Below are 23,876 nucleotides of genomic sequence, written 5' to 3'. Positions count from 1 at the left end.
CGTTCATCGGCGAACACGCAAAACGCTCGAAAACCGCGCCGCCTTTGCGAGGTATTTTTGAGAACTCGCCGGTGGCCTCCGGAGAAAATCACGGGGGCTGTCACTGTTGGGAGGACCACTTCGTCCTTGAGGCTGATCGAGGAGATTGGAGAAGAGTGATGGGCGAAGCGGACGTGGAACGGCTGCGGCCGAAACTGCTGGCGGTGGCGTACCGGATGCTAGGGGACGCCGCCGAAGCCGAGGACGTGGTGCAGGACGCCTACCTGCGGTTTCAACAGCACGAGTCCGAGGTCCTCGACCCCGAGCCCTGGCTGGTGAAGGCGGCGACGCGGATCTGCATCGACCGATTGCGACGGGCGAAAGTTCGTCGCGAGACGTATGTTGGGCCGTGGCTGCCGGAGCCGGTCCCTTCCTCGTGGGCCGGGGCGACCCCCGACCGCGCCGAGATGGCGGAATCGCTGTCGATGGCGTTCCTCGTTCTGCTGGAGACTCTGTCTCCGGCTGAGCGCGCCGTGCATCTGCTTCGGGAGGTGTTCGGCTACTCCTTCGAGCAGGTTGCCGAGCTGATCGACAAGACGCCGGAGAACGTCCGTCAGATCGCCTCGCGGGCGAGGAAGCGGCTGGAAGCTCGCGAGCCCCGGTTCCGTCCCGACCCCGCCCAGGCGGATGCGCTGGCGGAACGGTTCTTCGCCGCTTGCCGAGACGGCGACGTGAAGGCCGTGGAGTCGATGCTCGCCGCCGACGTCGTGCTCACGTCCGACGGCGGGGGCAAGGCGTTCGCCGCGCCCCGGCCGGTGGTCGGCGTCCACAAGGTGGCCCGGCTGTTGACCGTCGCCTTCCGGAAGTTCCAGGCCGTCGGCGAGATCGCGCTCACGGTCGTTAACGGTCGATCGGGCGTCGCCCTGACGGTCGGCGGCCAACCGTTCGAGGTCGCCACCGTCGCCCTCGATCCGAGCGGTGAATCGGTCGCCGCCGTCTTCGCCGTCCTGAACCCCGACAAGCTGGCCCTCTGGTCGACCGATCCGGAGAGCCCCAAAGGAGTCAATCCATGGAAGCCCGGCTGAATTACGCGAACCTGTCGCACGAACCGATCAAGGCGATGTACGCGGTCAACGGCTACCTCGCCCGCTGCGGGCTGGAGCACTCGTTGCTGGAGCTGGTGAAGATCCGCGCCTCGCAGATCAACGGCTGCGCCTTCTGCCTGGACATGCACACGAAGGACGCCCGCGCCCACGGCGAGACCGAACAGCGCATCTACACTCTGACCGCCTGGCGAGAGACGCCGTTCTTCAGCGACCGCGAACGTGCGGCGCTCGCCTGGACCGAGGCCGTCACCCGGATCTCCGAGGGGGTCTCCGACGCCGTCTTCGAACAGGCTCGCGAGCACTTCACCGAGCAGGAGCTGGCCGACCTGACCTGGGCCGTCGTCCTGATCAACGGCTGGAATCGGCTGGCGATCTCGTTTCGAGTTCCGCCAGGTTCGTACAAGCCGCCCGTCTCAACCGAGGCCGTCGGGGCGGGGAGGGCGTCGGATTGACGATCATCGCCTGAGCCGACTCCGCGCGCGAAAACGCCCCGCGGAAATTCCCGCGGGGCGTCGCGTTTGGCAGCGGACGGCTCAGCGCTTCTTGGCCTTGTCGACGCCGGGGCCGTATTCCTTCCGCATGATGTCTTGCTGTTCCTTCTGAAGTTCCTCGGGCTTCTTGTCGGTCGGCGTCGGCGCGGATTCGCCGTCGCAGCCGGGGGCCAGAGGAAGAAGCATCACGAGAGACACCAGGGAGACGAAGAGTGACAGCGAGCGGCTCTTCAAGGCAAGGCTCCTGAATGGGTCGGGATGGATCGAAGGCGTCATGGGGCGATCAGTACGAGTCGGACGAGATGACCTCGCCGCCCGCTCGGGTGCTGAGCGCCATCCAGACCTGCTGGGAGACCGATTCCTTGAACGCCTTGACGCTGCCGTCGCAGAGGGCGGCGTTGACCACGCCGGGGTGGTACGACGAGGCCGGCTTGATGATGTACCACCAGGAGACGTCGTCCTCGCTGGCGCAAATCTTGTTCGGCGTCTGGATGGTGTTGAACCAGCTCCGCCACATGCTTCCCTCGACCCAGGGGTAGCCCTTGTACCGCCAGCCGCCGCTCCAGGGGATCGGGCCGGTGGACCAGTTGAGTCCGGCGAGCGCGGCGTTGACCTGCGCCAGGGTGGACGACTTGGAGAGGCCGCGAACCTCATAGCAGTCGGAGACGCGGGTCCGGCCGGCGCCGGTGCTCAGCGGGCCGTTGGCGACCTCGGCGGAGAGCAGCGTGTTGCTGGAACCGTCCGGCAAGGAGGCGAAGGTGATGCTCGTGCGGCTGAAAGGCTGAACGGTGGCGTCGTCGTCGTAGGTCCGGCCGAAAACGCCGTTCCAGCTCTGGGTCAGCGGCCACCAGGTGCCCGAGTTCCAGGCGTAGTTGACCGCGTAGGTGTTCCAGCCGTCGCTGGAGCGGCCGGTGTTGACCTCGGACGGGCAGGTGTAGGCGCCTACCCGGGCCTGGAGGACCGTCGTGTTCTCCGGCTGGGTCCAGAGCCAGCGCTGGTTGAGCGACGAGTTGAACGACGCCCAGAGCATCTGCTGCTCCACATAGGGGAGCATCGCCACGTTGACCGACGTCGCGCCGAAGCCTTCGCCCGGAGGGAAGACCCCCCAGGTATCGTGGTAGTTGTGCAGACCCAGACCGATCTGCTTGAGGTTGTTGACGCACTGGGCGCGACGCGCCGCCTCGCGGGCCGACTGCACGGCCGGCAAAAGCAGTGCGATCAAAACGGCGATGATGGCGATGACGACGAGCAACTCGATCAGTGTGAAACCCGATCGAGCTCGTCGGGGGCGACACGGAAGAGACGTCATGAACTAGCGCTCCTGTGTTGACGATGCGAGCCTGCCAGTGATGCAAAACGCACCGCGAACGCGCACGAGACCATCATCTCGCCAGACCGTTCAGGGCGGCTGAAATAGAGAATCGTCGAGCTCTCAAGACGAGACGTCGAAAGGGAGGCGTGCGGCCAAAAAAAGCTCTTATAGGTGACAGTCTGAGATAAACCGCGGGGTGAATCAAGGCAAGCAGAAAATGTCGGTCGAACCCGAGGATTTTCTGAGAATGAGGACCAGGCAATCGTTGCTGGGGAGCTCCACAGGTTTCATGACAGCGTGTTCGCAGTCTTGTTTTCCAAGGCCGTTGCCGGCTGGAGGGTGCGGACGCTCGCTTTGGCGAATGGAGCGGTCAGCCCGTAAGGCAACGGGCGTGCCGGGATCGATGGATTCTAATGAAATGCAATGTAAATCGAGTTTGGCGATGATCTTGCGGTTGCAACGATCCGCGCGGGGGTGGAATCGTTGAGGACGGTCCTTCGCCGTCCGCGCCTGTTGCGCGCGGTCGTGCTTAATCCGAAAACAGTCGGACGCCGCCGATCGGGGGGCCGTTGGTGAACGCGTGTTGATGTGTGATTTGGTGACTTGATGCGGTCGACGCCCCTCTGTTTGCTCCTTGTGGGAGTTATTTATAGAATGGCGAAGCAATCCAGTCCGCGATGAGGCGTCGCCGGGCGGCTGCCATCGGCCGGGAGGCGCGAACGCTTCGCCGGCGATCGAGTCGGGATCCCCAACATCCATGATTAAGCATCCGGCGTTCCGGGCGTCTCATCGCGTCGTCGGTTACTGGTTCAACCTCGTCCGCCTGAGTCCGTTTCTGGTCCTGTGGCGATTCAGCGCCAACCGAGGGCTGATCGACCAGGACGTTTGCCGTTGGGGAGAAGCGTTTCTCGGTCGCGCTTCAGGGGCTCCGTCCCTGCTTCAGGACTTCCTGACGCTCATGAGCGTGTTTCCTGAATATCGGTCGCTCTATTACTATCGCGTCGGCGGGATCGCGCGGCCGTTCTGGTTCCTCTGTCCGCCGTTGCAGTGCATGTTGCTGCACGCCGGGAGCATTGGGCCCGGCCTGGTCCTTCAGCACGGGATCGGGGCGGTCATCGTGGCCGACAAGATCGGATCGGGATGCTGGATCAACCAGCAGGTGACCCTGGGCGTCGGTCCGAAGCCTGGTTTCCCAACCCTGGGCGATGAGGTGGGCGTCGGCGCAGGGGCGAAGGTCCTCGGCGGCGTCGTCGTCGGCGATCGCGCCCGGATCGGCGCCAACGCCGTCGTCGTCAAGGACGTCCCACCCGACGTCACCGTCGTCGGCGTCCCCGCCTACATCGTCCGACGCAACGGCGTTCGCGTTCACGAGGAACTCTGACGACCGCCTCTCCATGAAGCTACCGGCTTGACAGCCGTCCCTCCCACAGGGGATGATAATTACATTGCAATTGAGACTGAATCTCAATTGCAATTCGTCGGCGATCCTGGAACGGGGATGCGGAGGCGCGCGCCATGAGTCAGGGCGGAGACATCCTGAGCCGTTGCTTCGAGCTGGCGGGGGCTGGGGACCTCGATGCGGCCGGGGACCTGGCGGAGCTGGCGCTGGAGGAAGAAGGGGACAACGGACCGCTCTGGCGGTTCGTGGGGTTATTGCGGCATCGTTCGGGGGATTACACGGGGGCTCGGGATGCGTTGGAAACGGCGCAGGCGCTGGTCCCCTTCGATCCCACGGCGACCTGCGCGCTGGCCGAGAGCCTGGCGCGGACGGGGCGTTCAGCGCCGGCTTGCGCGGTTTATCAGGCGCTGGCGTCTGACGGCCGTTGTCCGGAGCGATTGATGCCGGCGATTGCGGCGGGCCTCGGATACCTCGGCGAGTTCGAACAGGCGCTGGACGTCTGCGTGGAACTGATCCGCCGCCGACCGGACCATGCGGAGGCCTATTTCGGGGCGGCCTTCTACCTGCGGCGGCTCGGGCGGCCGTTGGAGACGGCGCTCTCTTACGTCGCCAAGGCGCACGCTCTGGCGCCGGATGCGGAGTTGTACCGGATCTCGCTGGCGACGCTCCTGGATCACGCCGGGCGTCGCGAGGAGGCCTACGAGCTGCTTCGCGGCGTGGATCTCGACGGCGTCTCTTGCCGCTGCTGTCTGCGGCGGATGACGACGATCTTCCTGGCTGTCGGCGACGTCGACCGCGTTCAGACCTGCCGTCGTCAGGCCGGCGAGGATTGAACTCGACTCAATCCGCTTCGCTGGACTTGGAATTCCTCAACAGAGACGCATCCAGGAGCTGGACCAACTCCCCCTTGCGCGTCAGGAGTTGGTCCAGCGTGTACTCGTCCAGCACGGCGAGAAACGCCTCGCGAGCTCGATAAAGGGCCCCCTTCAGGCCACAGGCCGGGGCGATCGGGCAGGTGTTGGTCTCGGGCCGGAAGCACTCCACCACGTCGAAATGAGGCTCGGTCCGGCGGATCAACCATCCGACGTTGATCGCAGACAGCTCCATCGCGAGTCGTATCCCGCCGCCGCGCCCTCGCCGAGAGGCCACCACGCCCAGTTCGGTCAGTGTCTGCACGACCCGAACCAGGTGATGCCGCGAGATCCCGTACGCCCGGCTGATCTCATCGACGGTCGCCGATCGATCCTCGCGTGTTCCCAAATAGATCGCCGTGCGCAAGGCATAGTCGGAGAACTGCGTCAACTGCATCGTCGCCTGCCGCCTTTCCTCCGCTCAGGAGTTCCTTGACCGATTGACAGGACCCGTCTCCAAGAATAATATGCATTTGGAATGCAGATTAAAAGCCCGGCCGCCTGGTCGGGATGGTGATGAGGCGCGGGCATGTCGACATCTTACACGCCCGGGTTGGGGACGCGGTGGTCCGAGGGGCCGGCCGTGTCCGAGGGGCGGATCCGTGAACTGGTGGTGGAGTTTTACCGCCGGGTTGCGAGCGACGATTGGTTGGGGCCGATCTTCGCTCGTCGGATTCTCGACTGGGATCGGCATCTGGATCGGATGGCGGACTTTTGGTCCACGGCGATGAACGGCACGGGGCGGTATCAGGGCCGCCCGGTGGAGGTGCATCGTGGGATTGAGGGGATGGCCGCTGGCCATTTCGATCGCTGGTTGGAGCTGTTCGAGGCGACGGTCCGCGAGGTCTGCACGCCGGAAGAAGCCGAAGCGTTCCTGGGTCGGGCGCGTCGGATGCGCGAGGGAATGGTCAAGGTGCTTGGCCTGACGGCGGGCTGAGCGGCCTGCGTCGGTTGGTTCGATGACCGAACACTTCATGAGACTTCGACGCGTCCTTCGCGACGTGTTGGGGAGGGTGACTCCATGCGCTATGGGAGGTTGTGGCTGGGGCTGGCGGCGGTCCTGGTCGGCTCGTTCACGGTCCTGATCTATTACGGGACGGAGCTGTACCGGATGGCGCCTCCGATCCCCTCGCGAGTCGTGACGACCGACGGCAAGGTGCTTTTCACGGGAGACGACGTCCGCGAGGGCCAGAACGTCTGGCAGTCGATGGGAGGTCAGGAGGTGGGCTCGATCTGGGGGCACGGCGCGTATGTGGCGCCCGACTGGTCGGCCGACTATCTCCACCGCGAATTGACCTGGATCCTCGATCGCTGGGCGGTCCAAAAGGGCGGCGCGAACTACGAGACGCTCGACGCCGAATCCCGCGCCGCGCTGCGTGAGCGTCTGAAGAACGAGATCCGTCACAACACCTACGACCCGGCGACCGGCGACTTGACCGTCTCTCCCGTTCGGGGAGAGGCGATCACGGCCGTCGCCGGACACTACGATTCCCTCTTCGGCGATGACCCGCAGTTGAGCGGCCTGCGCGACGCTTACGCCATTCCGACCGACACGATCAAGACTCCGGAGCGCCGGGCGCAGATCGCCGCGTTCTTCTTCTGGGCCTCGTGGGCGTGCTCGACGGATCGGCCAGGCTCGACGATCACGTACACCAACAACTGGCCGGCGGAGGAGTTGATTGAGAACCGACCGTCAGGCCAAGTCGTCGTCTGGTCGGTCGTCAGTTTCGTCTCGCTGCTGGCGGGCGTTGGAGCGTTGACCTGGGTCTTCGCCGTTCAACGCGGCCGCGAGGAGAGGGAAACCCAGCACCATGAGCCTCCGGAGCGCGACCCGCTGCTGGCGCTCGATCCGACGCCCTCAATGCGGGCGACGCTCAAGTATTTCTGGGTCGTGATCGCCCTGGCCGTCGTACAGGTCGGCCTGGGGGCGGTGACGGCGCACTACGGCGTCGAGGGGTCGGGCTTTTACGGGATTCCACTCGCGAAGGTCTTGCCGTACAGCGTGGTGCGGACCTGGCACACGCAGTTGGGCATTTTCTGGATCGCGACCGCCTGGCTGGCAACCGGCCTGTTCATCGCGCCGGCGGTTTCGGGCCACGAGCCGAAGTTCCAGAAAGCGGGCGTCGACTTCCTGTTCGTCTGCGTGCTGGTCATCGTGGTCGGCTCGATGTTCGGCCAGTGGCTAGCGGTGCAGCAGAGGCTGGGGAACGTCGCCAACTTCTGGTTCGGCCATCAGGGGTACGAGTACGTCGACCTGGGCCGGTTCTGGCAGCTCTTTCTGGCCGTCGGGTTGTTCCTCTGGCTGGGCCTGATGGTCCGGGCGATCTGGCCGGCGTTCCGTCGTCCGGAGACGAACCGGCATCTGCTGGGCCTCTTCCTGCTGGCCTCGGCGGCGATCCCGCTGTTCTACACGCCCGGCTTGATGTGGCATCGCCACACGAACCTGGCCATCGCCGAATACTGGCGGTGGTGGGTGGTCCATCTGTGGGTCGAGGGCTTCTTCGAGGTCTTCGCCACGGTGGTCATCGCGTTCCTCTTCACTCGGATGGGTCTCTTGAAGACGTCGAGTGCGGCGGCGGCCGTGTTGTTCTCGACGACGATCTTCCTCTCGGGAGGGATCATCGGCACGTTCCATCACCTGTATTTCACGGGGACGCCGACGGTCGTCACCTCGTTGGGAGCGGTCTTCAGCGCCCTGGAGGTCGTGCCGCTGGTCCTGATCGGCTTTGAGGCGTATGAAAACCTGACGCTCAGCCGGGCGCGGCCGTGGGTCGACGCCTATCGGTTGCCGATCCTCTTTTTCGTCTCCGTGGCCTTCTGGAACCTCGTCGGCGCGGGGTTGTTCGGGTTCTTCATCAACCCGCCGATCGCCCTCTACTACATGCAGGGGTTGAACACGACGCCCGTGCACGGCCACACGGCGCTTTTCGGGGTCTACGGCATGCTGGGCTTTGGCCTGGCGCTCTTCTGCCTGAAGGGTCTGACGGTCCGGCGGACCTGGAAGACGGGCGTTCTGACATTCGCCTTCTGGTCGATCAACCTGGGTCTGGTTCTGATGGTTCTGCTCAGCCTGCTGCCGGTGGGCTTGCTCCAGACCTGGGCCAGCGTCGAGCACGGCATGTGGTACGCGCGCTCGGCCGACTTCATGCAAAGCCCGACGATCCAGCGCCTGCACTGGATGCGGATCATCGGCGACACCATCTTCGCGATCGGCATTCTGGCCCTGGGCTGGTTCGTCCTGGGTCTGAAAGGCGGCTGGTCGCTCGATCCCGAGCCCGACGCCGTCGCCCGCAGTTTCTCCGTCGAACCGGCGTCGGCCCATTGAGTTGAGAGTCCGAATCTTAACGACCATCTCCCTCGAAGGGGGAAGGCGTCATCACGAAGGGACGTTGCGATGTCCGAGCCTCAAACCGCTTCCGTGGAAGCGATCGAACTCCTGAAGGGCGTGGAGATCCCGGTCGGCGGCCGAAAGATCGAAACGCTGGTGAAGACCGACGCATTCGAGCTGAAGCGGCTCCTGCTGGCGAAGGGGGTGGAGATCCCCGAGCACCACGCCCCAGGGCCGATCACCGTGCAGTGTCTCTCGGGTCGGATCGCCTTCAGGGCCGGCGGCGTCGTTCACGACCTGCGAGCCGGCAGCCTGTTGCACCTCGCGGCGCGCGAGCCACACGCCCTTGCCGGAGTTGAGGACTCGGTCGTCCTGGTCACCAAGCTCGCGCCGAGGTGATTGCTACGACGTGTTGTCAGCCGCGCGCGAGTCGCTTCTGATATTCGCGCTCGGCGACGACGTCGCGGGGGCTTTCCAGGCGGTCGAGGAAGACCAGGCTGTGAAGGTGGTCGTCCTCGTGCTGGAAGATGCGGGCGGGGAATCCTTCGAACTCGCGGACGATGCGGGCGCCCTGGACGTCCTGGTAGCTCGCCACGATTCGGCGGTGGCGAGGGACTTCGGCGCGGATGCCGGGGATGCTCAGGCAGCCCTCCCAGCCGCGCTCCATTTCGGCCGAGCGCTCGATCATCTCGGGGTTGATCACGACGATCGGCGGCTCTTCCACGGCGTCTGGGTAGCGCGGGTTGGGACGGGGGGCGACGATGAAGATCGCCAGCGACTGGTAGACCTGGGGCGCGGCGATCCCCACGCCGTCGGCCTCGCGCATCGTCGCCAGCATGTCGTCGACCAGGGCGCGGATCTCGTCCGATAGCGGGAACGCGACGGGCTCGGCGGGCGTCCGCAGTACCGGATGGCCCAGCAACGCGATCTGTCTCAATACGGGCATCGGACGCATTCCTCCCGGGCTTTCCTCAAGGGTCGACGCCCCGATGATCGCCCGCGACGGCCTGACGCACAAGGCGATTCGCCCGCGTGGGGCGGCGTGGTATCCTCGGGTCATGAAGAGGATCATCGCGCTTTTGATCGTGGCCCTGGGCCTGATATCCCCGGTCGTCGCCGTACCGCCGCCAGCCGGTCCGGGTCCGTGGATCCGCGTCAATCAGGTGGGTTACCTGTCGGGCGACCCGAAGGTCGCCGTCCTTTCGGGACCGATCGCTCTCTCGGGGACGTTTCGCGTCGGGAGCCTTGAAGCCTCCATTGGCCCGGACCAGGGGGCGTGGGGGCCGTTCGCCCACAACTATCGGCTGGATTTCTCGGCCGTGAAGACGCCGGGGCGGTATCGCGTGGAGTTCGGCGCGACCTCGTCGCCGGAGTTCGCGATCGGTCCAGACGCCTATGCCGAGGTCCCGAAGGCGCTCATCCATTTCATGCAGATCCAGCGCTGCGGAGACGACCCAATCGCCGGCCAACCGAAGTGCCACCTTCAAGACGCGATTGACGTCGAAACGAACGAGAAGGTCGATCTCGTCGGCGGCTGGCATGACGCGGCCGATCGGCTCAAGCACATGATCACGACCTCGTACTGCGTCGCGGCGTTGAAGCTCGTTCAGGACGACGGGGCCCAGGCCGAGGCTCGCCATGGCGCTCCCTTGATCAAGAAGCTGCATCCCAAGCCTGATGTGATCTACGTCCAGATCGGCGACGACCGCGATCATCGGCCGCCGCAGACGCTCTGGCACGACGACCAGTCCGACTACGGCCACGGTCTCGGCGGCCCGCGTTCCGCCTGGCCGGCGACAGGGAAGCCCGAGGGGCCGAAGTACAAGAACGCCTCCACCGGCAAGGCCAGTCTCGCCGCCCGATGCGCCGCGGCGATGGCCCTGAACGGCAACGTGGAGACGGCGCGGTCAATGTACCGGCTGGCGAAGGCGAGCCCCGGCGTGGCTATGTCGGTCCCGGTGCTCGCGCCCCACTACTACGGCGAGAGCACCGACAAGGACGACCTCGAATGGGGGGCCGTCGAACTCTACCGAGCCACCAACGAGTCCGCCTTCCTGGCTGACGCCGTCGCCTTCGCCGATCAGGCCGGCGACAACGTCTGGATGGGCCGCGACGCCCACGGACATTACGAGTTCTTCCCTTACGTCAACCTGGCCCACTGGCGGCTCCACGACCTCGTCGCGCCCGACGTGCAGGCGAGGGTGGCGGGCTACTATCGCTCGGGCCTGGAACGGATCCGCGACCGGGCGATGAAGAACCCGTACCGCATCGGCACGCCGGTCGTCTGGTGCTCGACGAACGACGTGATCGCATTTGCGACCCAGGGTCGGTTGTACGAGGCGATGACCGGCGACGACCAGTTCCGCACCTTGGCCGCCGAGGCTCGCGACTGGATCTTCGGCCGGAACCCGTGGGGCGTCTCGTTCGTCATCGGCGTCCCTGAGGCGGGCGTGGCGTCGAGCCGGCCGCACCACATGTTCTACAAGCTCGCCGGCCGCGCGCCGGTCGGAGGCCTGGTCGACGGGCCGGTGACGAAGGCGATCAACGACTCTTTGAAGTTCTCCCCGTTCGCCGACGACCCGCTCGCGCCGTTCCAGTCCGACTTCGCCGTCTTCCACGACGACTTCGCCGACTTCTCCACCAACGAGCCGATCATCGACGGTACGGTCTCACTCTTGCTGATGCTGGGTGTATGGAAGTGAGCGAGACTCTAACATAACTCCAAGCAAGGCTCTGAAGACGAACCTGGGTGCCATGGCCACGTTTGCGAGGCCATGAGATCGGCGAAGGTCTCGCAGCCACTCCATGCCGGCGCAGGACTCTACCCTTACCGGAGACGACTGACATCCCATGCGCATCGACAACGACCCGAAGCTGGATTTCGACGACGTGCTGATCCGCCCCAAGCGGTCCGAGGCGCCCAGCCGGGCGACGGTCGAGCTGGAGCAGGAATATCGCTTTCTCAACGGCGGCGGCGTGTGGCGCGGGGTGCCGATCGTCGCGGCGAACATGGATACGGTCGGGACCTTCGCCATGGCGAAGGCCATCGGCCCGCCGATGCTCACCTGTCTGCACAAGTACTATCCCGAGGAGGCCCTCGTCGACTTCTTCCGCGACGAGGCCCGCGCAAGCTCCACCTTCTTTACGCTCGGCCTGAAGGACGACGAGTTCGATAAGCTCGTCGCGGTGAAGAAGAAGGCCGACGTGAAGATGGTCTGCGTCGACGCGGCCAACGGCTACACCAAGTATTTCGTCGAGCGCGTGAAGCGAATCCGCGACACGTTCCCGGCGCTGACGATCATGGCCGGCAACGTCGCCACCGGCGACATGGTCCAGGAGTTGCTGATATCTGGTGCAGCCGACGTGGTGAAGATCGGGATCGGGCCGGGGAGCGTTTGCACGACCCGGCGGACGACGGGCGTCGGCTATCCCCAGCTCTCGGCGATCATCGAATGCGCCGACGCCGCCCACGGACTTCGCGGGCACGTCTGCGCCGACGGCGGCTGCCGATTCCCTGGCGACGTCGTCAAGGCGTTCGCCGCCGGGGCTGACTTCGTGATGCTCGGCGGTATGCTCGCCGGGCACGACGAATGCGAAGGGGAATGGGTCGAGGAGAACGGCCGGCGCGTGGCGTTGACCTTCTACGGAATGTCCAGCCGCGAGGCTCTCGACAAGTACGCCGGCGGTCGTCGCGACTACCGCGCCTGCGAGGGCCGTTCCGTCTCCGTCCCTTACAAGGGGCCCGTCCTGGAGACCATGCAGGAGATCACCGGCGGCATCCGCAGCGCGTGCGCTTATGTGGGCGCGACGCGGCTCAAGGACCTCTCCAAATGCACCACCTTCGTCATCTGCAACCGCCCCCACGGCAGCATGTTCGCCTGACGATCGCGTGAACGGGAGGCCCGGTTCTGAAATTGCAGCGTAGAATATCGTGGAGCCTCCCCACTCGAAACGACGGGCGGTACTCAAGATGACTCAACCATCGCTGAAGGGACGACTGCTGATCGCCTCGCCGCAGGTCGATTCCCCCATTTTCGCGCGGGCCGTGGTGCTCGTTCTGGAACATGGCGAGGAGCAAGGGGCCAAGGGGATCATCCTCAACCTGCCGACGAGCGCCACGATGACCGACCTCGCCGGCAAGTTGTTCGACGAGGACTTCGCCTGGGATAAACCGCTCCACCTGGGCGGTCCGGTGGCTGGACCCTTGCTGGTGCTGCACACCCGGCCGAAGATGGCAGATCTCGAGGTCGCCTCCGGCCTGTACGTGGCGCTCGATGCAACCAAGTCGCAGCACCTCATCACTCAGGAGATCGAGCCCTCGCTGGTCGTCGCCAACTTCTCGGGCTGGTCTCCGGGGCAGCTCGAAAAGGAGGTGGAGGAGGGAGTTTGGACCGTCGCCCCGATGGACGCCCAGCGCATCTTCAGGGGAGTCGACCAGGATCTTTGGTGGACGACGATGCGCGATCTTCGAGTGAATACGATGCGCGACATCCTGCGATTGCGATCGATCCCCACCGACCCGTCCGTGAACTAGCAGCACTGCTTTTCCGCCGGGAGTCGCCCGGCCTTCATGACCGATCGTAGGAGGTTTGCGAACGTGTCGAGCCGGGCGAAAGGACCTCATCGAGTCGTTGTGGTCGGGGCGGGGTTTGGGGGGCTTGCGGCGATTCAGGGGCTACGGCGGTCGAAGGCCTCGGTCACGGTCATCGACCGCCAGAATTTCCACCTGTTTCAGCCGCTGTTGTATCAGGTGGCGACGGCCGCGCTGAATCCCAGCGACATCGCCGCACCGATCCGTCGCGTGGTTCGCGGTTGGAAGAACACCGAGGTCATTTTGGCCGACGTGACGGGCGTCGATATGGACCGTCGCGTCGTTCAACTGGCCGACGGAGAGGTCCCCTATGATTCGCTGGTGCTGGCCGCGGGAGCGACGCATTCCTACTTCGGCCATCCCGAGTGGGAGGAACACGCGCCGGGGTTGAAGTCGATCGAGGACGCCCTGGAGATCCGCCGCCGTATGCTCCTCGCGTTCGAGATCGCCGAGCGCGAGCCAGATCCGGAAGTCCAGCGAGAGTGGTTGACGTTCGTGGTCGTCGGCGGCGGGCCGACCGGCGTGGAACTGGCGGGCACGCTCCGCGACGTGGCGCGGATGACGCTCGCGAAGGACTTTACCCACATCGACCCGTCGACGGCGAAGGTGATTCTGATCGAGGGATCGCCCCATGTTCTGCCCCCCTACGCATCCGAGCTTCAAGAGAGCGCCAAGCGACAGCTACAGGCCCTGGGCGTGGAGGTTCGGTCGGGGCTCCACGTGACGCACATCGACGCTCAGGGGGTGTGCATCAACGACGAACGCATCGCCGCTCGGACCGTCCTCTGGGCGGCCGGCGTGGCGGCGTCGCCGTTGGGGAAGACGCTGGGCGTTGCCGTCGATCGAGCGGGTAGGGTGCCGATCCAGCCGGACTTAACGATCCCCGGCCGACCCGAGGTTTACGTCATCGGCGATCTCGCTCACCTGGAACAAGACGGCAAGCCGGTGCCGGGGGTGGCTCCGGCCGCCGCCCAGATGGGATCGCACGCGGCTCAGAACATCCTGCGCGCCATGGCGGGCAAGCCGCTGCTGCCGTTCCACTACAAGGACAAGGGCTCGATGGCGACCATCGGCCGGGGGGCGGCGGTCGCCCAGGTGGGTCGGTTCAAGGTCTCCGGCTTCATCGCCTGGATGATGTGGATGTTCGTGCATGTTTTCTTTCTGGTCGGGTTTCGGAACCGACTCCTCGTGGTCCTCCAGTGGGCCTGGTCCTATGTAACGTACGACCGAGGCGCGCGTCTCATCACGGGCCGGGCTGACGGGCCCCTCGTGCAAGGGTTGACCGAGGACCGGCTTCCTTCCACCACCGGGGCGGAGCCGATCCGAGGATAAGAAATCGGCTCGGCTCGTTCACCTCGCGTCGAGGAGCGATCGAGCTTCCTTGACGCCCAGGCGCAGGGCGGCTTCGGCCTCGGTCCGGGCGGCGTCCGGGTTTCCCTGCGCGCGTCGCGTCAACGCCAGAGCGTAGCGGATCTTGCCGAGCGTCTCGCGGTCGGGATGCGAAAGGGCGCCGCGGTCGAGGTCGGCGGCGGCTTCATCGAGGCGGCCGACCTTGAAGGCGAGCAGGCCGCGGTTGAGCCGGGCGGGAGCGAAGTCAGGGTCTCGTTCCAGGGCCCGCGAGTAATCGGACTGGGCCTTCTCCACGAGGCCGAGGGCCTCATGGGCGACGCCCAGATTGTACGGGCAGAGGGCCGCCTTCAGATTGATCGCCTCGCAGGTGTGGAAGGCCGCGGCGGCGGCCTGATACTCCTTCAGCCGAAGAGCGCAGAAGCCCGCGTAGAAGTTGGGCCAGAAGCTCTGAGGGAGGATGTCGAGCGCGTGGGCGAATTCCTCGGCGGCCTCGCGGACGCGGCCTGAGCGGAGGAGAAAGCGGCCTCGGTCGTCGTGTTCCCAGGCCGTCTTCGGCAAGGGAGGATCCTGGTTCGAGCCGGCGAGTCGGGTCCGGCGGACGTCGAGAGCGTAGGTGGGGCCGAACGCCTCCTCGGCTTCGTTGAGGAGCTTCAGCGCTTCCTGGCGGTCCTTCCCGTCGCCGGAGCGGGTGAGCAGGTCGACGCGGACGGCGGCCAGTTCGATCAGGTCTGTCTTGAGCTGGGCTTCCGCTTCGGGGTCGAGGCTGGGGGAATCGGAGGCGGTCCGCCAGCCGCTGTTGTCCCAGACCGCCTGACAGGCGTGGGCTAGCGACCGAGCCTCCTCGTCGGCCGGAAGATCAACGCCGTGCTGGTAGCGGATCTGGTCGGCCAGGGCATGAAGCTCGGCGGCCGTCGCGCTGCGTTTGGCCAGACGGACTTCGGCCTCCATCTCGGCGCGGAGCCGGCCGACGGCGGGCAGTGAGCGGGCTTCCTCCAGGCCGGACGCCAGGAGCTGCAGGGCGGCGTCGAAGCGACCGACGGCCAGATCGCGGCGAGCGTCGGCCAGCGTGGTCTGGACGTGTTCGACGCGTTTGACGCGGTCGATGTACCAGAAGGCGACGGCCGCCGTCAGCGCTGTTAGAGCGGCCATCGCGGCGATCCCCCAGGCGAACGCGCCGGGGTGCCGCCGCCGCCATTTCTCCCAGAGTTCGATCGGGTCGCGGTTGCGAACGCCCCGCAGGGGGAGCGCGTTGAGATGGCGGCGGAGGTCCTCTGAGACGGCCGCGGCGTCGGCGTAGCGGTGGCGCGGCTGCGGGGCCAGGCACTTCCGCACGACGTCCGCCAGGGCGACCCCCACGCCGGCCGGCAGTCGGGAACGGGAGGTCACAGGCTCCGATCCCTTCCCGGCGATCCCCAGAGCGTCTCGGAGGAGCAGCCCGAGGGCGAAGACGTCAGCCCGACCGTCGACATCCGCCGGCGCGGGCAGGCCGTCGGAGACGGCTCGCATCGCCGCTTCCTGCTCCGGCGCCATCCAGCCCTGAGTTCCCCCCAGGCGGCCCGCGGGACTCTCGCCGGCCTGGATCGGCGGGCGAGCCAGGTGGAAGTCCAGCAGCATCGGCTGGCCGTCGGCCGTGATCAGCACGTTCGACGGCTTCAGGTCCATATGGACGATTCCACGCAGGTGGGCGTGGTGGAGGGCCTCGGCCAGGCAGGCGGCGATCCAGCAGACGGCGTCGACGTACGACGCCTCTTCCAGGCCGCGACGGAACGGCCCGGCGACCTTCGGCGCTCCTGGGATCGGTCGGCCTCGACGTTCCAGAACGTCGACGATCGCCGCTCCCGAACGCGTCGCCACCGGGAGGTAGGCCAGGTCCTGGAGCACCTCGGCCAGCGTCGCGCCGCCGAGGTAGGGCATGCAGAGGACTCGCAGGCCGCGTTCGGGGATCGTGTGCTCGGAGAAGAGCGGGACGATGTAGGTGTGGCGCAACGGGGCCAGCGCCAGGTGCTCGTCCTGCTCGTCGGAGACGACCTTGACCACCACGGGGCGGTCGGCGAGCGTCGGGTCGGTGGCCAGGAAGGTCCGTCCCGAGGCGCCCCGGCCGAGTTCCTCCAGCAGGACGAACGAGTCCAGCGTCTCGCCGGCGTCAGGGAAGTCGGCGACGGCCGTCGAAGGCCGGATCAGGCGGTCGCAGGCGAAGAGGTCGCGCAGCTCCTCGCTCCAGCGGGGGTGGCGACGGACGACCTCGGACGTGTCGACGTTTTCGCCGGCTTCGCGGCGGAGGCAGGCTTCCTCGTAGATGAGACGGATGGCGGATTCAGGGTCGGCGTCGGGATGGCGGCCCAGGACGTCGAGGGCGGTGACGGGCTCGCCGCGATCCCAGGCGGCGACCATCCCCGCGACCTCGTCCGAGACCCATTCCCCCTCGCTCGCTCCTTCGGCCATCCCCGCGCTCCCAGGTCTCGTCGATCAGTCCTCGTCGCCGCGGGAGATGGTCCGGCGGGCGACCGAGAGCCGTCGGGCCAGGTCGTAGAGGACCCGGCGGACGCTCCCCTCGTGCAGGCCGGTGGCGGCGGCGATTTCCGCCAGGCGGAGGCCGTCGCGGCGGAGCCGAACGATCTCGCGATGCCCCGGCGGGCAGGCCTGGAGGAGGCGGTCCCAGAACTCGTGCCCCTGGGCCTCCTGGCTAGGCCGGGGCAGGGGGGAACTGGGATGCTCGCCGGGCTCGGTCTCGTCGAGCGACTGCTCGCGGCCCATGGAGTGACGATGCTTGCGGCAGCGGTCGGCGATCCGCCGGGCGGCGATCCGCCGCAGGAACGCCAGGAGCTGCGCCCGTCCCGCGAACCGCCAGCCGCCGTCGCGGACGCCGGCCACGAAGTCCACGAAGACCGACTGGACGATGTCGCCGGAATCCACCTTGGTCCGCAGCCCTCGACTGAGCCGGCGGCGGACGATGATCCGGAGGTAGGGTTCGTAGGCCAGGAAGACGCGCTCGACGGCTGCGTCGTCGCCGTCGTTCAGACGCTCGATCCAGCGATCCAGGGATTCTTCGCTCATGGCGTCCGTTCTCGTCCTGGAGGGCGACGGAGGGATGCTCGCTTCAGGAGAGGCCCCGGAGCGAGGAGAGCCGCGAACCGCGACCGACGACCGGGCCCGGCGTCGAGGTCTTCCCCAGGCGTCGACGGGCTGTTTCCATGGCCGCCAGGGCGACGGCGACCGGGACGATGATCGGCAGCCGGTCCTGCGAGCCGGCGATCGGCGCCCCCAGGGCGTCGATCCGTTCCAGGAGCTTCTCCAGGGAAGCCTCGATCGTCTTCGGGTCCAGGGGCATGAACGCCGTCAGCACGCCTGCGGCCTGAGGCGCGGCGGCCTCCAGGTTCGGAGCCGTTTGCGAGTCGCCGGCTTCGCCTCGACCGTCGGTCGTCCCAGCCGGCATTCCGATCCCAGCCTGGATCGCGATCGTTGCGGGAGTGGAATTCGGCACACCGGCCACGAGGGCTTTCGTCGCGTCGTGCGTGTTCACGGACGTCTGCGTGACCGTCGCCGGTCCTGGCGATCCGACGACGCTGACGGTCGCCGTGGCGGTCCATGCGCCGCCGGGTTCGGCCAGCGGCTGTGCTGTGGACGGAGCCCCAGCGCCGGCGGCCATCGCGGCGGGGTTCGGTCCAGGCGGCGGGGGCGGATCGCCCGGATTCGGCCCTGGCGTCGCGGCGAGATTCCCCATCGCCTGCGGGTTACTCGTCGGCGCCGGCGTGGAAGGCGCCGCCCCCATCGGCAAGGCGGCGAGCGACGCCGCCGCGAATTCCCTGGGGCGGACGAACATGGGGCCGGTCGGCCCGACAGGTCCGCGACCTGTCGCTACGGCGTTGCCGTCCGCCGCGGCGGGACCCGAGGCCGAGGCCGACGGGTCCGGGGAGCCTGGAGGGGTCGCCGTCATCGGTGCGAGGCCTGTCGGCGCTGCATTCGGCCCGACTCCGCCGAAGGTCGTCCCGAAGCCGCCGGGGGGCGTCGCCATCGACGTCGACGCGCTGTTCGTCGCATCGCTGTTCGAATTTGTCTGCGACCATGCGTTCTGTCCGTCCTGCCAACCTCCGCCCTGCGGTCGTCCCCACGGGCCGACGCTGTTGTAGCCGAAGTGGAAGTCGGATTGCGGCCCGAAGTCGCGACTCGAACTCGCGCCCCAGCCCTTTTGGATCCCCCCAACGCCCCAGGGCGCCGGGTCGATCAGGACGACGACTGGCGTAATGGGGGCGGTCGTCACCAGGCCTTGCGCCTGGCTGAGCAGCATCCTCCCCTCAAGCGGTTGGAGGGTCGGCGCGAACCGGCCGGCTGCACGAGGAGCACTCCGCATCGACGGCTTCTCCCTCACGGACGACGAGTTCCGGGGCACGGCTGGGTGGGCTGCTTGATGTGATCGGGCGACCCGGAAACTGACGTGGTCTCGCGATTTCGAATACGAAGAATCTCGGACCCTGTTACGAAGATACCCCTCGCCATCTACTTTACGACATCATCTTCCGCACGCGGAGGCCAATTCCTTAAATCCCCTGCGATCGCCGCGCGCGCTTCGATCGCTTCCTGTGGATTTCTATCGGCAAGAGGACCGCCGGCCTCTCGATCTTCCCGACAAGATGGTCCACTCGCCAAGGAAACGCATCATGAGTCGTTCCAGGGAGATGCTGCGCCGGTTGGTTCCCGTCTGGAAGCGCCGTGACGACACTCCGCCGCGTCGGTCGAAAGGCATGCAGCCTTCCGTGGATAACCTGGAGGCGCGGCTGGTCCTCTCTCGGTTAGGAGCGCTTTCCGCTCCTTCGATGGCCTCACGCGCGGCGATTTTCGCGAAGGCCGCCGGTGGTGGATCAACGACCTCCCATCTGCACGGAGGGGGACCAGGGGGAATGGGCGGCGTTAAGGATACGCAGCTGGCCGCCGACCTGAAAACCTATCAGACGACTGTGAATTCGGTGTACCAGGGGTCGAGCGTCACCGACGCCCAACGTCTGGCGCTTCGCGACGCGTTCAGCGCCGTGAAGCAGGCCGGCGTAACCTATGATCCGACCAAGCTGGCAGCCGTGGCCGACACTGTCCTGGCTTCGCTGGCCGACTCCGATTCCTCGACGACCCCTGAAACCTCCCGCGCCGATTTCCTCGCCGCGTTCTCCGGTGCGACGTCTTCCACGGACACGGACAAGACCCTGACCGACGACGAGACGAAGTTGGTGAACACGGCGTTCGACGCCTTCGTCGCGGTCGCCGAGGGCCTGAGCGTCGACTCGACCGAGCTGTCGGCTCTTGCGACGGCCCGCGCGGCGATCGCCGCCGATTACACGAGGTTGAACCTCACGGCGACGCCGCCGCAGAATCTCGACCTGATCCTCGGCGGCCCCGGGTTCGGCGGCGGGCCTGGGGGCGGCGGCCCTCGCGGTTCCTGCTGATCCGGGCCGTCGGGGACCAACTCGGAACGTTCGACTCAACCCCGCCGACGCCGGCGTTGGGGAGAAGCCGACCGGTCGAAGCTGACCGGTCGGCTTCGCGTTTGAGGTCTGAACGTTCCGGGGCTGGCGGGGCGTCGGCGAATCGTTAGCATGGGCGTCGATCTGGGCCTGGAACCCGAACGAGCCGAGGACGACCCATGACCTCTGGACGACGCTCCCTGCAATTCCGCAACTTCGACGAGATCAACGACGAGGTCGCCCGCCTGCTTGAAGGCTGTTCCACGGTCGGCTCGTGGACGCTGGGGCAGATCTGCAACCACCTGGCGACCGTGACCCGACGGATTCTGAACGCACCCGTCAACGGTCCTCACGACACCTCCCTGCGCGTCAGCGAGGAGCAGCGCGACCGCGTGCTCTCAACGGGCGTCCTTCCCGAAGGGATCTCGCTCCCCGGCGGGCTTGCACCTCCGGAAGACATGGACGCTCGCGAGGCGGCGAGGTTCCTGCGCCAGACGCTCGCGGATTTCGCCGCGGCCCCCGGCCCATTCGCGCCGCATCGACTGTTCGGAACACTGTCCAGAGACCAGTGGAACCGCCTCGTCTGCGTCCATTGCGCCCACCATCTGAGCTTCGCGATTCCGACGATCGACGAGGCTTCCTGACGCGAGGTATCGCTGCAATCAGCGCGGCTGGCCTCGGGAACGAGAGTTCCCGAGGCCAGCCGCCGATCGCCAACCTTGCCGCGTCAGTGTCCGCCGCTCGTGCCGCCCGCGGCCAGGAGGTCGTCTTCTGCGGAAGACTCCTGCGGCTTGGGGACGCCCGGGTCGAACCACGGGTAGATGGCCGGGATGACGATCAGTTTCAGCAGGGTGCTGGTGAGGATGCCGCCGATGACGACTGTCGCCAGCGGGCGCTGGACCTCGGCGCCGGAGCCGTGGGAGAAGGCCATCGGGACGAACCCCAGACTGGCGACCAGGCCCGTCATCAGGATCGGCCTTAGACGAGACATCGAGGCGTTTCGAACGGCCTCGCGAGTGGGTTCGCCGTCCTCGATGAGCTGACGGATCGCCGAGACCAGCACCAGGCCGTCGAGCACCGCCACGCCCGAGAGCGCGATGAAGCCGACGCCCGCCGAAATGCTGAAGTTCAAGTCCCGCAGCCAGAGCGCCATCACCCCACCGATCGCCCCCAGCGGCACGGAGAGGAAGATCAACAGGCCCAGGCCGATCGACTGGAACGTCGCATAGAGGAGCAGGAAAATCCCCAGCAGTGCCACCGGCACGACGATCGTCAGCCGCTGGGTGGCTGACTGGAGGTTCTCGAACGTACCACCCCACTGAAGCACGTAGGATCTCGGCAGGGAGATCTGCTCCTTCACCTTCTCCTGGGCCTCGTTGACGAAGCTGGCCAGGTCGCGGCCGCGGACGTTGGCCTGGATCATCACGCGACGTCTACGGTCCTTCCGCCAGATTTCGTAGACGCCGTCGACGTTCTCGACGTCGGCCACGTCCTGGAGCGGGATCAGGCGGTTCTGAGCGTCTCGGATGCGGAGTTGGCCGATGGCCTGGGCGTCCTTGCGCATCTCCGGCGAGACGCGGACGACCAGGTCGAACCGTCGCTGGCCCTCGACGACCTGGCCGACGATCTTGCCGCCAAGCGCCGTGCCGACGTCGAGCACGTCGGCCGCGTCGATGCCGTAGCGAGCGATCCGATCGCGGTCGATCGTGATTTTCAGGAACGGCAGGCCGCCGAGTTCCTGGGCCTTCACGTCGGTCGCGCCGGGGATCTTCTGGAGCACGGCGGCGATGGCGTCGGCCTTCTCCTGGAGCACGTCCAGGTCGTCGCCGAACAGGCTGATGCCGACGTCGGCCCGGACGCCAGCGAGTAGGTCGTTGAACCGAAGTTGGATCGGCTGTGTGAAGCTGAGGAACGTTCCGGGCAAGACATCGGCGGCGATCTCATTGATCCGGTCGATCAGCTCATCCTTCGAGTGGACCGAGTGCCAGTCGTCGGAGGGCTTCAGCAGGACGAAGACGTCGGTGAGGTTCACGCCCGCCGGATCGATGCCGATCTCTGGTCGGCCAGTGCGGCTGACGACGGTGCGGATGACGTCCGGCAGCTTCTCATGGAGCGCCTTCTCGAACCGGGTGGTTCCCTCAAGGCCCTCGGAAAGCGAGGCATCCGGCGGACGAATCAGGACGACGACGAGGTCTCCCTCGTCGAGCTGGGGGATGAACTCGCCGCCGAGCTGCATCCCGAAGGGGACGGCGGCCGCCAGCGCCAGGGCCGCCGAGATCGCCACGACGTACGGCCGATTCACGGCCCAGTTGAGCGTCGGCTTGTACAACCGTTTGGCGATCCGGATCGGGAGCGTGTCGCGTTCGGCCGTTCCCGGCTTGAGGAAGAACGACGCCAGGACGGGCGTGGCCGTCAGCGAGAGCAGCAGCGAGCCGATGAGGGCGAAGACGACCGTCAATGCCATCGGCCGGAACATCTTCCCCTCGACACCCTCCAGCGCCAGAATCGGCAGGTGGACCATCGTGATGATCGCCACGCCGAAAACCACCGGCTTGCGGACCTCCAGCGTCGCGCGGCGGACGACCTCCACGGCGTTCTCGCGGGGGCTCGCGTGGGCCAGTCGACTCACGCAGTTCTCGATGACGATCACGGCGCTGTCGACGATCAAGCCGAAGTCGAGCGCGCCCAGGCTCATCAAACTGCCGGCGATCCCCGAGGCCAGCATCAGGTTCCCCGCGAAGAGCATCGAGAGCGGGATCGCCGAGGCCACGATCAGACCGGCGGTCAGGTTGCCCAGCAGGATCAGGAGCACCGCGACGACCAGCACGCCGCCCTCGGTCAGGTTGCGGGCGACGGTGGCGATGGTCCGCTCGATGAGCGACGCACGGTCGTAGAAGGGCTCGACGATCACGCCCGGGGGGAGAGTCTCCTGGATCTCGGCGATCTTCGCCTTGATCCGGTCGACGACCACGCGCGAGTTCTGGCCGGAGAGCATCAGCACGGTGGCCGTCGCGGCCTCGCCGCGACCGTCACGAGTGACGGCGCCCGTGCGGATCATGGGAGCGTAACGAGCTTCGCCGACGTCGCGGACCAGGATCGGCGTTCCGCTCACGCTGGTATCGACGACGACGTCGTTGAGCGCCTCCAGGTCGCCGATCAGTCCGACCATCCGGATCACGCGCTGCTGGCCGCTGCGCTCGATGTAGCCGCCGCCGGTGTTGGCGTTGTTGCGGCGGATGGCGTCGAAGACCTTGTCCATCGAGATGTTGCGGGCGGTGAGCCGCATGGGGTCGATGGTGACCTCGTAGGTCTTCAACTCGCCGCCGAACGGGTTGACCTCGACGACGCCGGGGACCGTCTTCAACGGCCGGGCGACCTCCCAGTCCAGGATCGTCCGCAGTTCCATCAGCGAGCGGGGGTGCTCGGCGTCGGGGGCGTTGCGGACCTCGAACTGGAAGATCTCGCCGAGGCCGGTGGCGACGGGGCCGATTTCAGGGCGGCCGAAGTCCGGCGGGATGTCGGCGGTGATCTGCCCCAGCCGTTCATTGACCTGCTGGCGGGCCCAGTAGATGTCGGTCCCTTCCTCGAACACGACGGTCACGCCCGAGATGCCTAGCTGCGAGAACGACCGCACCTCCTGAACGTAGGGGATGCCGTTCATCTCGTTCTCGACGGGAACCGTGATGAACTGCTCCACTTCCTCCGGCCCTAGAGCCGGGGCGTTGGTGAGGGCCATCACCTGGACGTTGGTGATGTCGGGGACCGCGTCGATCGGCAGGTTCAGGAGCGAATTCGCCCCCACCGCGATCAGAGCGGCCAGGGCCAGGACGACCAGCGATCGGTTGTTCAAGGCGCCGTTGATGAGACGATCGAACATGACTCGGCGAAGACTCCGTGGGAGATGAGACGTGAGGAACGCTGGCCGCGCGCGGAGATAGGGCGGCCGGAAGCCTTCAACA

General features: G+C 66.6%; 21 protein-coding genes. 13 read left to right on the top strand and 8 right to left on the bottom strand.

The genetic code is table 11. The features are described from left to right. Window positions 1-158 precede the first annotated feature (158 nt). Complete coding sequence (locus G5C50_RS08040; protein ID WP_165067549.1) at window positions 159-1,064, top strand: RNA polymerase sigma-70 factor; 906 nt, start codon at window positions 159-161, stop codon at window positions 1,062-1,064. Next, window positions 1,049-1,537 carry a carboxymuconolactone decarboxylase family protein gene (locus G5C50_RS08035; RefSeq protein ID WP_165067546.1) on the top strand — a complete coding sequence of 163 codons (489 nt, stop codon included), beginning with the start codon at window positions 1,049-1,051 and terminating at the stop codon, window positions 1,535-1,537. Before G5C50_RS08040 ends, G5C50_RS08035 begins: the two co-directional genes overlap by 16 nt. Before the next feature lie 81 nt (window positions 1,538-1,618). Here the strand turns inward: G5C50_RS08035 and G5C50_RS08030 are convergent, their stop codons facing one another. Together G5C50_RS08030 and G5C50_RS08025 are read right to left on the bottom strand one after the other, a co-directional pair. Continuing rightward, window positions 1,619-1,810: a hypothetical protein gene (locus tag G5C50_RS08030; RefSeq protein ID WP_165067543.1), complete on the bottom strand. Its 192-nt coding sequence runs from the start codon at window positions 1,808-1,810 to the stop codon at window positions 1,619-1,621. Between the two features lie 49 nt (window positions 1,811-1,859). Next, on the bottom strand, window positions 1,860-2,885 hold the full coding sequence (locus tag G5C50_RS08025) for a DUF1559 domain-containing protein (RefSeq protein WP_165067540.1): 1,026 nt from the start codon (window positions 2,883-2,885) through the stop codon (window positions 1,860-1,862). A gap of 760 nt (window positions 2,886-3,645) precedes the next feature. On the opposite strand from G5C50_RS08025, the gene G5C50_RS08020 reads away from it, so the two are divergent. Together G5C50_RS08020 and G5C50_RS08015 are read left to right on the top strand one after the other, a co-directional pair. After that, window positions 3,646-4,269: a serine O-acetyltransferase gene (locus G5C50_RS08020; RefSeq protein ID WP_165067537.1), complete on the top strand. Its 624-nt coding sequence runs from the start codon at window positions 3,646-3,648 to the stop codon at window positions 4,267-4,269. A gap of 134 nt (window positions 4,270-4,403) precedes the next feature. Further along, the gene (locus G5C50_RS08015; RefSeq protein ID WP_165067534.1) at window positions 4,404-5,120 is read left to right on the top strand and encodes a tetratricopeptide repeat protein; all 717 of its coding nucleotides are present in this window, start codon (window positions 4,404-4,406) and stop codon (window positions 5,118-5,120) included. Between the two features lie 7 nt (window positions 5,121-5,127). Here G5C50_RS08015 and G5C50_RS08010 read toward each other — a convergent pair whose 3' ends face one another. Then, window positions 5,128-5,595 carry an Rrf2 family transcriptional regulator gene (locus G5C50_RS08010; protein ID WP_165067531.1) on the bottom strand — a complete coding sequence of 156 codons (468 nt, stop codon included), beginning with the start codon at window positions 5,593-5,595 and terminating at the stop codon, window positions 5,128-5,130. A 132-nt stretch (window positions 5,596-5,727) separates the two neighbouring features. Between G5C50_RS08010 and G5C50_RS08005 the strand changes: the two genes are divergently transcribed. From G5C50_RS08005 to G5C50_RS07995, 3 genes are all read left to right on the top strand, one after another. Beyond that, window positions 5,728-6,135, top strand: a complete 408-nt coding sequence (locus G5C50_RS08005; protein ID WP_165067528.1) for a group III truncated hemoglobin — start codon at window positions 5,728-5,730, stop codon at window positions 6,133-6,135. Between the two features lie 84 nt (window positions 6,136-6,219). Then, a complete protein-coding gene (locus tag G5C50_RS08000) occupies window positions 6,220-8,523 on the top strand; it encodes a nitric-oxide reductase large subunit (protein ID WP_165067525.1) in 2,304 nt (767 codons plus the stop codon). Between the two features lie 69 nt (window positions 8,524-8,592). Further along, entirely contained in the window at window positions 8,593-8,925 is a 333-nt protein-coding gene (locus G5C50_RS07995) for a cupin domain-containing protein (RefSeq protein ID WP_165067522.1), read from the top strand. Window positions 8,926-8,941: 16 nt separating this feature from the next. On the opposite strand, the gene def is transcribed toward G5C50_RS07995, so the two are convergent. Beyond that, window positions 8,942-9,472, bottom strand: a complete 531-nt coding sequence (gene def, locus G5C50_RS07990) for a peptide deformylase (protein WP_165067519.1) — start codon at window positions 9,470-9,472, stop codon at window positions 8,942-8,944. Between the two features lie 43 nt (window positions 9,473-9,515). Here def and G5C50_RS07985 point away from each other — a divergent pair, with 43 nt between their 5' ends. The 4 genes from G5C50_RS07985 to G5C50_RS07970 all read left to right on the top strand — a co-directional run bounded on the left by G5C50_RS07985 (window position 9,516) and on the right by G5C50_RS07970 (window position 14,449). After that, entirely contained in the window at window positions 9,516-11,228 is a 1,713-nt protein-coding gene (locus G5C50_RS07985; RefSeq protein WP_165067516.1) for a glycoside hydrolase family 9 protein, read from the top strand. Window positions 11,229-11,376: 148 nt separating this feature from the next. Further along, window positions 11,377-12,408, top strand: coding sequence for a GMP reductase (locus G5C50_RS07980; RefSeq protein WP_165067480.1), 1,032 nt, complete (start codon window positions 11,377-11,379; stop codon window positions 12,406-12,408). 88 nt (window positions 12,409-12,496) lie between these two features. After that, complete coding sequence (locus tag G5C50_RS07975; protein ID WP_165067477.1) at window positions 12,497-13,060, top strand: YqgE/AlgH family protein; 564 nt, start codon at window positions 12,497-12,499, stop codon at window positions 13,058-13,060. 36 nt (window positions 13,061-13,096) lie between these two features. After that, window positions 13,097-14,449: an NAD(P)/FAD-dependent oxidoreductase gene (locus G5C50_RS07970; RefSeq protein ID WP_165067474.1), complete on the top strand. Its 1,353-nt coding sequence runs from the start codon at window positions 13,097-13,099 to the stop codon at window positions 14,447-14,449. An 18-nt stretch (window positions 14,450-14,467) separates the two neighbouring features. On the opposite strand, the gene G5C50_RS07965 is transcribed toward G5C50_RS07970, so the two are convergent. Genes G5C50_RS07965 through G5C50_RS07955 form a run of 3 tightly spaced genes read right to left on the bottom strand, consistent with a single transcriptional unit; the run spans window position 14,468 to window position 18,815 of the window. Next, on the bottom strand, window positions 14,468-16,909 hold the full coding sequence (locus G5C50_RS07965) for a protein kinase domain-containing protein (protein WP_165067471.1): 2,442 nt from the start codon (window positions 16,907-16,909) through the stop codon (window positions 14,468-14,470). Window positions 16,910-16,933: 24 nt separating this feature from the next. Further along, window positions 16,934-17,521, bottom strand: a complete 588-nt coding sequence (locus G5C50_RS07960) for a sigma-70 family RNA polymerase sigma factor (RefSeq protein ID WP_165067469.1) — start codon at window positions 17,519-17,521, stop codon at window positions 16,934-16,936. Between the two features lie 43 nt (window positions 17,522-17,564). Next, the gene (locus G5C50_RS07955) at window positions 17,565-18,815 is read right to left on the bottom strand and encodes a hypothetical protein (protein ID WP_165067466.1); all 1,251 of its coding nucleotides are present in this window, start codon (window positions 18,813-18,815) and stop codon (window positions 17,565-17,567) included. A 307-nt stretch (window positions 18,816-19,122) separates the two neighbouring features. Between G5C50_RS07955 and G5C50_RS07950 the strand changes: the two genes are divergently transcribed. Together G5C50_RS07950 and G5C50_RS07945 are read left to right on the top strand one after the other, a co-directional pair. Continuing rightward, window positions 19,123-19,899, top strand: a complete 777-nt coding sequence (locus G5C50_RS07950; RefSeq protein WP_165067463.1) for a hypothetical protein — start codon at window positions 19,123-19,125, stop codon at window positions 19,897-19,899. Between the two features lie 197 nt (window positions 19,900-20,096). Continuing rightward, window positions 20,097-20,561 (top strand): DUF1569 domain-containing protein, encoded by a 465-nt coding sequence (locus tag G5C50_RS07945; RefSeq protein ID WP_165067460.1) that lies wholly within the window; start codon window positions 20,097-20,099, stop codon window positions 20,559-20,561. 83 nt (window positions 20,562-20,644) lie between these two features. Here the strand turns inward: G5C50_RS07945 and G5C50_RS07940 are convergent, their stop codons facing one another. After that, entirely contained in the window at window positions 20,645-23,794 is a 3,150-nt protein-coding gene (locus G5C50_RS07940; protein ID WP_165067457.1) for an efflux RND transporter permease subunit, read from the bottom strand. Between the last annotated feature and the right edge of the window lie 82 nt (window positions 23,795-23,876).

The organism is Paludisphaera rhizosphaerae, assembly GCF_011065895.1.
GTDB classification, from domain to species: domain Bacteria; phylum Planctomycetota; class Planctomycetia; order Isosphaerales; family Isosphaeraceae; genus Paludisphaera; species Paludisphaera rhizosphaerae.
The sequence above is the reverse complement of the archived record's forward strand: the minus strand, read 5'-3'. Positions and strand labels throughout refer to the sequence as shown.